This is a genomic window from Klebsiella sp. CN_Kp073 (genome assembly GCF_040065495.2).
Taxonomy (GTDB): domain Bacteria; phylum Pseudomonadota; class Gammaproteobacteria; order Enterobacterales; family Enterobacteriaceae; genus Klebsiella; species Klebsiella aerogenes.
In genome coordinates, this window is sequence record NZ_CM198051.1 from 2,750,056 (window position 1) to 2,762,644 (window position 12,589).

Sequence of the window (12,589 nt, forward strand, 5' to 3'; positions counted from 1 at the left end):
TACGCGAAGCCGTCGGGGCCCAGATTGAGATAGCGCAATTTTTGGTGCGACTATGAAAAAATGTTAACCCTGTAACAGTCGGATAAGGAGCGATCCGTTATAGAGGGCGTCTTTCACCAGAGCCGCGCCAGCCATCGTGCCGCGGTTTGAGAACTGGGTGCTCTCAACCGCAATATGACGACTATATGCTGGCAGCGCCTGTTGCCGAATACAGTCAGAAATTGCCGGAAACAAAATATCGGATGCCTGGTTGAACGGCGAACCGATAAGGATTTTTTGTGGATTAAACAGGTTAACCATAATGGCCAGAATACGCCCCACGTGCGTACCAACACCGGTAATGATATCCCGCGCCAGTAAATCACCCTGCTGCGCCGCCAGGCATAACCATTCAACGCTCAACTGCTGCTGATGCAGCATCGAGCTCATCGATTTTGCCATGCGCATCTGCGCCAGTTCCAGCACACTTTCGATGCTGGCGATGGTTTCCAGGCAGCCGTGATTGCCGCAGTAGCAGCGTTTACCATAAGGGTCGACCTGGGTATGGCCGATCTCCACCAGGCTACTACTACCGGCATGCAGCAGGCGGCCATCGGTAATGACGCCAGCGCCGACGTTGTGGTCGATCACCACCTGGATGACGTCACGCGCCCCGCGTGACGCGCCAAACAACGATTCGGCCATGGTCCAGGCGCTGATATCGTGCTGAATATAGACCGACACCCCGGTGTGATTAGCCAGCGTTTCGCCAAGCGGCATGTCTTTCACATCGTCGTAAAATGGCATCCGGTGAATGATGCCGTTTTCAGTATCGATGATCCCTGGCAAGGTGATGGCGATAGCGGTAAGGCGCTCGAGCTTGTGCTGATGGCGAATAAAAAACTGGTCGATATGCTCGATGATCCGCGTCAGCAGCGGTTGCGCATGCTGCAGCGGCAGTTCCAGTTGTTCTTCCACCACCAGTTTGCTGCTGAGATCGCGCAGCGCCAGATGAATCTCCCCCCGGCTGATGCGCAACGACAAATAATGCCAGGCTTCCGTTTCAACCATCAGCCCGACCGCCGGGCGGCCGCGGCTCCCCGGCTCCTGGATTTCGGTCTCCTGCACCAGATGCGCTTCCAGCATCTCGCGAACAATTTTGGTAATGCTGGCCGGCGCCAGTTGCGCAAATCGGGAAAGGTCGATACGCGACACCGGGCCAAGCTGATCAATCAGGCGATACACGGCTCCTGCGTTGGTCTGCTTTATTTGATCGATATGGCCTGGTTGACTGTCCGCTACCACCGTTGACTCCCTTTATTTTCGCGCTTCGAAATAAACTTTCGGCTATGGTGAAGCACTTCGATGGTACACGTCAAATTTTTACTTAGCCTTGTGATTTACCGCACGTTTTTGGGTCTTTTTTGTCTCATTTTGCTAACGCGGCGGCGGCGAGTAGATAATCGCGAAAACGCTGCGCCGCCAGCCCCTGTTCGCGATGTTTGGCCCACACCAGCCACATTTCCGACACCGCATCGGGTTCACTAATCGGCAACCAGCGCATTTCATTCAACTGCACCCGCTTAAACGAGGCCGGTAGGATTGATACCCCAAGACCAGAAGCCACCAGGCCGATGATGGTCATGGCCTCGCCGACCTCCTGGGTGATAACCGGCGCGGTACCGTAGCGGCGCATCAGCCCAAGAATATCGTCATACAGGCCGGTACCAACGTGCGGGTCGAAAAAGACAAACGGCTCGCGCGCCAGCTCAAGCAGACTGACCGCCTGCTGACGGGCCAGAGGATGATCGCTGGGCACCATCGCCAGTAGCGGTTCGCGCAGCACTTTTTCCCAGCACAACGTATCCGGCAGCTGCGTGTTGCGCATCAGGCCAAGGTCAAGCGCCCCTTCAGTTAACGGCACTATCTGTTCGCGGGTATTGGTTTCGCGAGTCTGGATATGGACATCGGGAAAGCGACGGCGAAAAGTGGATAGCGTATCGGAAACCGCTTTGATAAATGGCGCAGATGAGGTGAAACCAATGCGCAGTTCACCGGTTTCGCCGTGATGCAGGCGCCCGGCACGGGCGGCGGCATCTTCAACTTGCGTCAGAATTTGTCGGCTATCGGCGAGAAATTGCTTCCCTGCCGCCGTCAGGCTGACGCTGCGGTTAGTGCGGGCAAACAGTCGCGCGCCAATTTGCTGTTCGAGAATCTGAATCTGCTGGCTTAACGGCGGCTGAGAGATGTTGAGGCGCGCCGCCGCACGGCCAAAATGTAGCTCTTCCGCCACGGCGACGAAGTAACGCAAATGACGCAGCTCGATATTCATATTTAAAACATCTTATTTGAGATTATTAATATATTAGACGGAATATTTACAATTTTATACCCTAAAAATGTGAGCTGAATGGTCACATCAGTTTGTTTGTAATCCAGCTGTATATAAGCAAGGAATTCTCCGTGAGTAACACAACAACCGCCGGCACCGCGCCGGCGAGCAGCGCCGGTGATAAGGCGGTAAACCAGCCAAATCAATTTATTAAACGCGGTACCCCGGCGTTTATCCGCGTCACCCTGGCGCTGTTTTCCGCCGGACTGGCAACCTTCGCCCTGCTTTACTGCGTGCAGCCCATTCTGCCGGTGCTGTCGGGCGAGTTCGGCGTAAGCCCCGCCAGCAGCAGTATTTCGTTATCGATTTCCACCGCGATGCTCGCCGTCGGCCTGCTATTTACCGGCCCGCTGTCGGATGCCATTGGCCGTAAACCGGTGATGGTCACCGCGTTACTGCTGGCCGCGTGCTGCTCCCTCTTATCAACAATGATGACCAGTTGGCACGGGATTCTGATCATGCGCGCGCTGATTGGTCTTTCGTTAAGCGGCGTAGCCGCCGTTGGGATGACTTATCTCAGCGAGGAGATCCACCCAAGCGTGGTGGCGTTTTCAATGGGGCTTTATATCAGCGGTAACTCGATAGGCGGCATGAGCGGCCGCCTGCTCACCGGGGTCTTTACCGATTTCTTCGGCTGGCGCGTGGCGCTGGCGGTGATAAGCGCCTTCGCCCTCGCGGCGGCAATCATGTTCTGGCGTATTCTTCCCGAGTCGCGCCACTTCCGCCCTATTTCGTTGAAACCGAAAACGCTGCTGATTAACTTCCATCTGCACTGGCGCGATCGCGGCCTGCCGCTATTGTTCCTCGAAGGTTTCCTGCTGATGGGCGCATTTGTGACCCTGTTTAACTATATTGGCTACCGCTTGATGATGTCGCCGTGGTCACTGAACCAGGCGGTGGTCGGTCTGCTGTCGGTCGCCTACCTGACCGGGACCTGGAGTTCGCCAAAAGCCGGCGCGTTGACGGTGCGCTATGGCCGCGGACCGGTGATGCTGTTCTTTATTGCGGTGATGCTGTTTGGCCTGCTGATGACGCTATTCTCGCCGCTGTGGCTAATTTTCATCGGCATGTTGCTGTTCTCTGCCGGCTTTTTTGCCGCGCACTCGGTCGCCAGCAGTTGGATCGGCCCACGGGCGCGTCGCGCGCGCGGCCAGGCTTCTTCGCTATATCTGTTCAGCTACTATCTGGGTTCCAGTATTGCGGGGACGCTGGGCGGAGTCTTCTGGCATCACTACGGCTGGAACGGCGTCGGCGGCTTTATCGCGCTCCTGTTAATGGCCGCGCTGCTGACCGGCGCCTGTTTGCACAACCGCCTGAAATAATCGTTAAACGACGTGACCTTACGGGTCACGTCCGCTCACCATAGCCCGAGCACCGACGGCAACCCCAACAGTTCTCTGAGAGCATCCATAGAGAGCAGTGCGAAAAACACCCACGTGAACGGATTCATACTCGCCTCCGCTGACAGCCAGCGCCTGTTATCAGTGTAGCCGCTGGCGTGGCGCGCCGTCCGTTATAATCATCACATGCGCATTTTTCGCCGCACGCAAAATGTCGTGCCCACGACTCGACCAAATCCCCCCGACGCGCTAGTGTACCCACTGACAACAGATTTATTTCACTCGCCACAGGCCAGCAGAGACTATGACTGAAAACAACAACTATCAGCAGCTCACCCGCACTTTCCAACGGCTCTCCCGCTTCTCGCACCTTGCCGCCATCGCCGGCTGGGATATGTTCGCCATGATGCCGCCCGGCGGCAGCCGCGCGCGCGGCGAAGCGCTGGCGGAGCTCGGGGTACTGCAGCACCAAATTTTGACCGATAAGAAGGTTGGCGAATGGCTGCGGCACGCCCAGCAGGAAGATCTTAACGATCTGGAGCAAGCTAACCTGCGCGAAATGACCCGACAGTACCAGCAGGCGGCGCTACTGCCGGAGAGCCTGGTGGAGGCGAAATCACTGGCCGGCAGCCGCTGCGAACACGCGTGGCGCAGCCAGCGTCCGGCTAACGACTGGCAGGGATTTGCCGAAAACCTGTGCGAAGTCGTTAAGCTCAGTCGCGAAGAGGCGCAAATCCGAGCCGAAGCGAAAGGGTGTTCCCGCTACGACGCCCTACTGGATATTTTTGAACCCGACATGACCAGCGCGCGTCTTGACGTGCTATTCGCCGATCTGAAATCCTGGCTGCCGTCGCTGCTGGCAAACGTCGTCGATAAGCAAGCGCAGAAGACGCTGCTCGAGCCACAGGGGCCCTTCGCCATCGCCGATCAGCGTGAGCTGGGCCTGGAAGCGATGCGGGTTTTAGGCTTTGATTTTGACGGCGGGCGTCTGGATATTAGCGCACACCCCTTCTGCGGCGGCGTGCCAGAGGACGTCCGGATCACCACCCGCTATAACGAAAACGATCTGCTCAGCGCGCTATTTGGCGTGATCCACGAAACCGGCCACGCTCGCTATGAACAGAACCTCCCGCGTAACTGGGTCGATCAGCCGGTTGGGCTGGCTCGCTCAACGGCGATTCACGAATCTCAGAGTCTGTTCTTCGAAATGCAGCTTGGCCGCAGCGAAGCCTTCCTCAACCGCCTGCTGCCCGCCGTGCGTCAGCGCTTTGGCGACCAGCCGGCGTTCAGCGCGGAAAACTTTATCGCCTGGAACCAGCGCGTGAAGCCGGGCTTCATTCGCGTCGATGCCGACGAAGTCAGCTACCCGGCGCACGTCATTCTGCGCTATGAAATCGAGCGGGCGCTGATCGACGGCGATATTGAAGTAGACGATATTCCGGCCCTGTGGGATGAGAAAATGCAGAGCTGGCTGGGTATTTCGACCCTCGGCAACTATCGTGACGGCTGTATGCAGGATATTCACTGGACCGATGGCGGTTTCGGCTATTTCCCTTCTTATACGCTGGGGGCGATGTACGCCGCACAGCTGATGGCGGCCGCCAGACGCGCGCTACCGAATCTCGCACAGGATATCGCCGGCGGCGATTTTAACGCCCTGTTCGACTGGTTGCGGCAAAATATCTGGCAACACGGCAGCCGCTTTACCACTTCGCAGCTGATTAAGAATGCCACCGGTGAAGATCTCAACAGCGAGTATTTCCGCCAGCACCTTACCGCCCGTTATCTCTAAGCCTGCGCGCCGGGGCCTGCTCCGGCGCTTTACCCCCGCCTTGCTCGTATTGTACAAACGGTTACACGCCGATACCAAACACTCACGGAAAGCTCGAAAAGACAAGCATATAGTTACTTCAACGGCCCCGCAGTGGGGTTGAAATGAAGAAACCTTTTCGAGGATATCAGAATGAAAAAAGTATTAGCTCTGGTCGTTGCCGCTGCTATGGGTCTGTCTTCCGCTGCTTTCGCTGCTGATGCAGTAAGCACCACTCAGGCACCTGCTGCTGCAACTCACAGCACCACTGCCAAGACCACTCACCATAAAAAACATCACAAAGCTGCCGCCAAACCAGCTGCAGAACAGAAAGCCCAGGCTGCCAAGAAACACAAAAAAGCCGCGGCAAAACCTGCTGTAGAGCAAAAAGCTCAGGCAGCGAAAAAACACCACAAAGCCGCCACTAAACCGGCTGCGCAGAAAGCTCAGGCTGCCAAAAAGCACCACAAAACTGCCGCTAAACCAGTAGCGCAGAAAGCTCAGGCTGCCAAAAAACACCACAAAACCACTAAACACACCGCAGCTAAACCTGCTGCTCAGCCGGCTGCATAATCTTTCCGGTTAGTCTGGTCTTGTATAAATCGGCGCTGTTTCAGCGCCGTTTTTTTCTGGAGAGCGCTATGCTGCGACGTTATCGTTTTGAGCTCATCCTGATACTGCTGATAATCTGCGCGCTAGTGGCAACCCGCTTTTTCCTCTATTAGGCGCCGCTAATCTTCCCCCTCAATGGGAAAACCGGCTTCACGAATAGCCTGACGGCAATCGCTGACTCCTGCAGCATATCCCGCTTCAATTTCACATACCGGGCTCGCGCTGGAGAAAGGCAAGCGAATCGGCGTCGCCAGTTGACGTTCCAGCTCGCTAATTTTTTGCCGCGCCGCCAGCAACTCCACCGCCAATTCAGCGGCCGACACTTCGGTTTTCGCTCCTGTAATCACCGCCCGTAATTGCGTCTCATCGATAGTCATCATGTCCGCCAGTTCTGCATTCACTGGCAGATATTATAGCCAACGCCACCTCAGCGGCGCTGGCGGCTCGTTACAGGGCATGTACCGCCTCAATCACGAGATAACCCATCGCTCCCCACATAAAAATTGAAACTAACGAAACATAAACTAACGCGCGAATACCTTGTTTAGACATACACCCTCCCACTGCGGGAAATGACCTTGTGCTTATGATGGCCGGGTCAACCTCACATTTCACTCAATGGGAACCGGCGAAAACAATGTTTACAGTGAGAAAATGTTTCGTAGTGAAAATAATTGAGAAGATGGTAAAAAAACGCCAATGACGATGAACTTTTGCGTACTTCAGGCAACTAAAACGCCCGCTAAAAATTGCGCTTTACGAATGTCCTGCAAGGCAAAGTGATTATTTTTCCCGCGCTTTACGTACGTTCCGATACACGAATTATGTTGCGTTGCCCGCCGCTTTCTGCGGAAATGACGACAGCAGAGATTATGCGTTAACCCTCTGAATTACCATGGTTCTCGCAGAGATGAAATGTCTTCAGGAGTCGTTTTATCTGCCGTTTGGCTTAATAAAAATTATTCTTAACTTTCATAAACTTAAATCTCCTGCTACTTTCAATAGACATAATTATCTCCCCAGAGAGTGATATGCGTAGAGACGTACTGTTATTACTGTGTTCGTTTTGTGTATTTCCCCTGTTTGCTCACGCCGATGATGACGGCATGAGCGCGAAAGATATCAAAACGCTTTTTTTCGGCCATGACGATCGTAAAGCGGTCAGCGATCCGGCCAGTTCCCCCTGGGATGCCATCGGTCAATTAGAAACCGCCAGCGGTAATCTGTGTACCGCAACGCTGATTTCTCCGCATCTGGCCCTCACCGCCGGTCACTGTTTGCTGCAGCCGCCGAAAGGCAAGCCGGACAAGGCCGTCGCGTTGCGTTTTATCTCGCGTAAAGGCAACTGGGTCTATGAAATTCACGGGATTGACGGCCGTACCGACCCATCGCTAGGCAAACGGCTTAAAGCTGACGGCGATGGCTGGATTGTCCCCTCTTCCGCAGCCCCCTGGGACTTTGGCCTGATCGTCCTGCGCTACGCGCCAGGCGGTATTACGCCTGTTCCTGTTTTTAGTGGTGATAAAGAAGCGCTGACCGCGGCGCTAAAAGCCACGGACCGCAAAGTGACGCAATCCGGCTACCCGGAAGATCATCTGGATAGCCTCTATAGCCACCAGGATTGTCTGGTGACGGGATGGGCGCAAACGTCGGTGTTATCGCATCAATGCGATACGCTACCGGGCGACAGCGGTTCTCCACTGCTGTTGAAAACGGATAACGGCTGGCAGGTCATTGCAGTGCAAAGCTCGGCGCCGGGGCCGAAAGATCGCTATCGCGCCGATAACCGGGCCATTGCCGTGACCGGTTTTCTCGACAAGCTGGAAGCGCTGGCCAAAGAGTAATTATCCCTGCTGCTGGCGCAGTTGAAGCAATGAGTCGATAGGCATCGGTTGGCTGAAATAAAATCCCTGCAGTCGATCGCATCCCGCCCGCCGCAGCAGCGCCAGCTGCTGCTGAGTTTCTACCCCTTCGGCAACCACGGTGATCCCCAGCGCATTAGCGATACGTACCGTGCCGCGCACCAGTTCTGCCGCCTGTGGGTCGACATCCACCACCCCGGCTAACGACTTATCAATCTTGAGGCTATCAAAACGACAGCTGCGTAGATAACCAATACTGGAATAGCCAATGCCGAAATCATCCAGCGCGACGGCGATACCCAACGCTTTCAGGTTCTCGATAGCCACGCGGGCGCGCTCCGGGTTTTCCAGTACATAGCTTTCGGTCACTTCAAGCTGCAGGCGGCGAGCAGGAAACTGACAGCGTCCCAGGGTTTGGACCACCCGCGTTTCGAATTCCGGGTCACGGAATTGCGCCGGTGAAATATTGACGGAAAGCAACAAATCCCCCATCGGTTGTAAGTCGTAACAGGCTTGCGATAAGGCAAATTGACCTAGCGCGTAGATCAAACCACTGCTTTCAGCGATAGAAATAAAAGCATCTGGCGCAAGTGGGCCTTCAGGCCGCCGCGGCCAGCGTAGTAACGCTTCAACTCCTTCCATCGCCAGCGTTTCGGCGTTGACGATCGGCTGATACCAGACGTCAAATTCGCCCCTTTCCAGCCCTTCCCGGATACTATTTTCAATGTGCAACTGGTGCTGACGCGTTTCGTTGAGGGTATCATCGTACCAGGCCGCTCTCCCCTTACCGCTCTTCTTCGCGTGATACATAGCCATGTCGGCGCGGCGGAATAACTCGGTACTGGAGCATAATGCCGGTACGCCGCTGGCAATACCGATACTGGCGCTGATGTATATTTTGCGCTCGCTGAGTTCAATAGGGGCTTTTAATAACTCAAGCACCGCCCAGGCAAACGCGGAAGCCTGATTAACCGCTTGTTCACCGCTGACGGTCATGGCGAATTCATCACCGCCCATCCGCGCCAGCATCGCCCCCGCCGGAACACGGTCGCGTAATTCGCGGGCAATGCGTGCGATTAGCGCGTCGCCAACATCATGGCCATAGTTGTCATTAACGTCTTTGAAGCCATCGAGATCGATAAATACCACGCTCTGCATTTCATTCTTGCCGCATTCGCCCATCGCATTTAAGCGTTCAATCAGCGCCCGACGGTTCGGCAAACGGCTCAGCCAATCGATTAACGCATTTTTTCGCGCCTGCTGTTCGCCGCGCGCCAGTTTGTATAACCCCAGGCTACTGAGCAGAATAAATAGCAGAATCAAACTCGCCGCCAGAATGGCGATGAGCCTGATGCTGTTTGACGCGGCTCGCGCCGCCTCCGCGCCAGGAAGACGCGGTTGCCAGCTCAGATATGCCAGCGTTTCCCCACCTTCTGTGCGCAATGGTACGCTGTATTCGCCGGCGAGCTGCGTCGTATGCAGGCGATTAATCTGGAAAGTATTCCCCAGGTTTTCCAGCATGGTCGGATTAATGTGGCGGGTAATAACCAGATAGCGACGGGTCTTGTCATAAACCGGTAAGCGGCCGATCGTCGGGCGAATCAAGCCGATACCCACAAACGCGATACCCTCCCGGGTGCGGGTAATACCAGCAAAGGCATTTTCACCACGTCTCAGCGTGTTCGCGTGTTGCTCGATAAGGGCTTGCAGCCCGCTGCCAAAAAAACCAATATCGGGTTCGGTAAATGGCTCGCTGCGAAAAGCGCCCCACAGGATCCGATAGTTTTCATCCAGGATAAAGGTCCCGTCGTAGAGATTATTAATCTTAAAACCCGCCCCCCACGAATCATACAGCCAGAGTGGGTCAAGATGGGGCGTATAGGTTTGTTTAACCGCATCATCCCAAATCGAATTATCCAATACCAAAGACAACACCCGATTGACCGATGTCTGTACGGCCCCTTGCACCGAGAGCATCGAACGGTGCTTATCAATTTCATTGGTTTTTATACTGACCAGGTGTTGTGACAAATAGAAAAGAGAAATAACGGAGACCACCAGCCCCAGGCCGGCGAAAAAGACCAGTACAGAAAGAATTTTGGCAGAGGGAATATTCCGCCAGCCTGGCAAAGGGATCATGCGCTGTCCTCATAGCGGCCTACCGAAACCAGGCCGAATCTGCTTTTTAAGCGTAATACAGAGGACAGAATTTGCCGCCAGCTTACGCAGGCGGCATCATATCAAGCCAGTTTTATCAATACCATGCCGGCTACCAGCAGCACGACGCCAACCCAGCCTTTATGGTTAAGGCGTTGTCCAAAGAGGATCCAACCGGCGGCGATAGTCGCCGCGATCCCAAACCCTCCCCACAACGCATAAGCGACGGAAAGATCGATACCTTTTACCGCCTGCGAAAGAGCGCTAAAAGCCCCTAACACCGCCGCCAGCGACAGGATACCGTAGATTTTACGACGAAAACCGTCGGAAAATTTCAGAAATACGTTCGCGGTAATTTCCAGTACGATAGCCAGCGCCAGCCAGGCGCCGTGAATCCACTCAAACTGTTGCATGAGCTGTCTCCTCACGCTGTTTCACCGCTTTCTTTGTGCCGGACTTAATCAGCACAATACCCGCGACCAGCGTTGCCAGCCCGGCCAGTTTTACGATAGACAGGCTTTCATCGAACAGCAGCACGCTAAATACGGTAATCAACAGAATACCGATACCTTCCCATAGCGCATACGCCACACCGAGAGCAATCTTTTTAACGGCGAAGGCCAGGAAAATATATGAAAGCGCAATCATTGCCAGCATTAAAATATAGCCCGTATGACCGCCGCTGACGCTTGCCCATTTCATAGACAGCGTGCCGGTTATTTCAGCAACGATAGCTAAGGCTAATAAAATCCAATAAAACATAATCCCTTCTCCTGCTTGAGAATACAATCCATGACGGCTTACGAAGGTAAACCGAAAAAATTCTGACGTAGTTTTAGCCGTGCGCGGTGCGCCAGCTCAGGCAGAGAGAATGGGACTATAGCGCGGAGCGCCAGTGCTGTTCGCCAGCAAATCGGGAAAGGATGAAAGGTAATGCGTGATGAGTCGAAAAATAAAGACTGAACTGATTGTTCATAAAATTACAATTATCCGCGGTGTTGCTTCTCGTCATTGCGGAAAAAAATTGTCCTCGGTAGTTAAACACAAGTAAATTTGTACCATAGTGTTAATATTAACTCAAAGTCTTTGCAATTCTTTACGTCTAAGGCGCGATTTCAATTAGTATTTTCTCAAACTGATCTCCATCATAAACGTGTATAGCAAAGTCGCTATGATCAAGGACGTTTTCATCTTTACCGTAAGGAACCCAATGGCCAAACCCATCATCACCCTTAATGGACTCAAGATCGTCATCATGCTGGGCATGTTGGTTATCATCCTTACGGGCATCCGTTTTGCCGCCGACATTATCGTCCCCTTTATCTTAGCGCTGTTCCTTGCGGTGGTGATCAATCCGCTGGTCCAGCTGATGGTGCGCTGTCGGGTGCCCCGGGTGCTGGCGATTTCGCTACTGGTGGGCGCTATCGTCCTGCTGGCAGTGGTACTGCTGGCGTCGCTTGGCACCTCGCTTAACGAACTGGCGCGCACTCTGCCACAATACCGCACGTCGCTGGCCGAACCGCTAAAAACGGTCACGCCATGGCTACAGCGCTTTGGTTTTACCGTCTCCGCCATTGAGCTGAATAAGTATATCGATCCCAACGCGGTGATGACGCTGGTTACCAGCCTGTTGACCCAGTTGTCGAATGCGATGTCGTCCATTTTTCTGTTGCTGCTCACCGTAGTATTTATGCTGTTGGAAGTGCCGCAACTGCCCGCCAAGCTCCAGCAGCTGATGTCGCGGCCGGTTGAGGGGATGGGCGCCATTCAGCGGGCGATTGATAGCGTGTCCCACTATCTGGTGCTGAAAACCGCGATAAGCCTGGTCACCGGACTGGTGGTCTGGGGTATGCTGGCGCTGTTGGACGTCCGTTTCGCCTTTATGTGGGGGCTGCTGGCTTTTGCGCTGAACTACATTCCCAATATCGGTTCGGTATTGGCAGCCATCCCGCCGATTTTGCAGGTAATGGTATTTGGCGGCCTGTATGAGGCGCTCATCGTCACTGCCGGTTACCTTATTATCAACCTGGTGTTCGGCAATATTCTCGAACCGCGCATTATGGGCCGCGGACTGGGGCTCTCCACGCTGGTGGTATTTCTGTCGTTAATATTCTGGGGTTGGTTGCTTGGCCCGGTCGGCATGCTGCTGTCGGTGCCGTTGACCATCATTGTGAAAATCGCCCTTGAGCAAACCAACGGCGGGCAGAGTATTGCTTTCTTACTCAGCGACTTAAGTAAAGAATAACCGGCAATCTGGCTGGCCTATCCGCCAGCCTTCCCCTCCTTTCATCTTTTCCGCTTAGACCGTTACTCCTTTTTTATTATTGATCCCCATCACAAATGGGCATATCCAATCATTACTCTAAAGCTAACGATTAGCCGGCGTGCTTAATTGATGCGCAGCGCTGCGCATCGCACACTAACTTCCACCAGGACA

Annotated in this window: 14 protein-coding genes; 6 read left to right on the forward strand and 8 right to left on the reverse strand. The window is 54.3% G+C overall.

The genetic code is table 11. The annotated features are described in order from the left end of the window. Positions 1-63 precede the first annotated feature (63 nt). Together mlc and ynfL are read right to left on the reverse strand one after the other, a co-directional pair. Positions 64-1,284: a sugar metabolism global transcriptional regulator Mlc gene (gene mlc / locus ABLV66_RS13270; RefSeq protein WP_348877183.1), complete on the reverse strand. Its 1,221-nt coding sequence runs from the start codon at positions 1,282-1,284 to the stop codon at positions 64-66. A gap of 124 nt (positions 1,285-1,408) precedes the next feature. Continuing rightward, positions 1,409-2,311: a multidrug efflux transcriptional activator YnfL/SxtR(Kp) gene (gene ynfL, locus ABLV66_RS13275; protein WP_047077732.1), complete on the reverse strand. Its 903-nt coding sequence runs from the start codon at positions 2,309-2,311 to the stop codon at positions 1,409-1,411. 131 nt (positions 2,312-2,442) lie between these two features. On the opposite strand from ynfL, the gene ynfM reads away from it, so the two are divergent. Continuing rightward, positions 2,443-3,693 carry a multidrug efflux MFS transporter YnfM/SxtP(Kp) gene (gene ynfM / locus ABLV66_RS13280; RefSeq protein ID WP_045392312.1) on the forward strand — a complete coding sequence of 417 codons (1,251 nt, stop codon included), beginning with the start codon at positions 2,443-2,445 and terminating at the stop codon, positions 3,691-3,693. 35 nt (positions 3,694-3,728) lie between these two features. On the opposite strand, the gene ABLV66_RS13285 is transcribed toward ynfM, so the two are convergent. Beyond that, on the reverse strand, positions 3,729-3,821 hold the full coding sequence (locus ABLV66_RS13285; RefSeq protein ID WP_020078946.1) for a KPN_01571 family protein: 93 nt from the start codon (positions 3,819-3,821) through the stop codon (positions 3,729-3,731). Between the two features lie 194 nt (positions 3,822-4,015). Between ABLV66_RS13285 and ABLV66_RS13290 the strand changes: the two genes are divergently transcribed. The 3 genes from ABLV66_RS13290 (at position 4,016) to ydgU (ending at position 6,246) form a co-directional block, all read left to right on the forward strand. After that, positions 4,016-5,503 carry a carboxypeptidase M32 gene (locus tag ABLV66_RS13290; RefSeq protein WP_316422224.1) on the forward strand — a complete coding sequence of 496 codons (1,488 nt, stop codon included), beginning with the start codon at positions 4,016-4,018 and terminating at the stop codon, positions 5,501-5,503. Positions 5,504-5,674: 171 nt separating this feature from the next. Next, complete coding sequence (asr, locus tag ABLV66_RS13295) at positions 5,675-6,094, forward strand: acid resistance repetitive basic protein Asr (protein WP_045392316.1); 420 nt, start codon at positions 5,675-5,677, stop codon at positions 6,092-6,094. A gap of 68 nt (positions 6,095-6,162) precedes the next feature. Next, on the forward strand, positions 6,163-6,246 hold the full coding sequence (ydgU, locus tag ABLV66_RS13300; protein WP_095103248.1) for a small membrane protein YdgU: 84 nt from the start codon (positions 6,163-6,165) through the stop codon (positions 6,244-6,246). Positions 6,247-6,252: 6 nt separating this feature from the next. Here ydgU and ABLV66_RS13305 read toward each other — a convergent pair whose 3' ends face one another. Then, positions 6,253-6,510 (reverse strand): hypothetical protein, encoded by a 258-nt coding sequence (locus ABLV66_RS13305; protein ID WP_052667954.1) that lies wholly within the window; start codon positions 6,508-6,510, stop codon positions 6,253-6,255. Positions 6,511-7,164: 654 nt separating this feature from the next. Between ABLV66_RS13305 and ABLV66_RS13310 the strand changes: the two genes are divergently transcribed. Next, positions 7,165-7,977, forward strand: coding sequence for a trypsin-like serine peptidase (locus tag ABLV66_RS13310; protein WP_047042911.1), 813 nt, complete (start codon positions 7,165-7,167; stop codon positions 7,975-7,977). On the opposite strand, the gene ABLV66_RS13315 is transcribed toward ABLV66_RS13310, so the two are convergent. The 4 genes from ABLV66_RS13315 to ABLV66_RS13330 all read right to left on the reverse strand — a co-directional run bounded on the left by ABLV66_RS13315 (position 7,978) and on the right by ABLV66_RS13330 (position 11,164). Next, on the reverse strand, positions 7,978-10,134 hold the full coding sequence (locus ABLV66_RS13315) for a putative bifunctional diguanylate cyclase/phosphodiesterase (RefSeq protein WP_348877182.1): 2,157 nt from the start codon (positions 10,132-10,134) through the stop codon (positions 7,978-7,980). It abuts the gene before it with no gap. 101 nt (positions 10,135-10,235) lie between these two features. After that, on the reverse strand, positions 10,236-10,565 hold the full coding sequence (mdtI, locus tag ABLV66_RS13320) for a multidrug/spermidine efflux SMR transporter subunit MdtI (RefSeq protein WP_045392324.1): 330 nt from the start codon (positions 10,563-10,565) through the stop codon (positions 10,236-10,238). Next, positions 10,552-10,914, reverse strand: coding sequence for a multidrug/spermidine efflux SMR transporter subunit MdtJ (gene mdtJ / locus ABLV66_RS13325; RefSeq protein ID WP_021463805.1), 363 nt, complete (start codon positions 10,912-10,914; stop codon positions 10,552-10,554). The genes mdtI and mdtJ overlap by 14 nt, the downstream gene beginning before the upstream one ends. 115 nt (positions 10,915-11,029) lie before the next feature. Then, positions 11,030-11,164, reverse strand: coding sequence for a protein YdgV (locus ABLV66_RS13330; RefSeq protein WP_463731291.1), 135 nt, complete (start codon positions 11,162-11,164; stop codon positions 11,030-11,032). A 198-nt stretch (positions 11,165-11,362) separates the two neighbouring features. On the opposite strand from ABLV66_RS13330, the gene ABLV66_RS13335 reads away from it, so the two are divergent. Then, positions 11,363-12,397: an AI-2E family transporter gene (locus ABLV66_RS13335; RefSeq protein WP_015366785.1), complete on the forward strand. Its 1,035-nt coding sequence runs from the start codon at positions 11,363-11,365 to the stop codon at positions 12,395-12,397. Positions 12,398-12,589 lie beyond the last annotated feature (192 nt).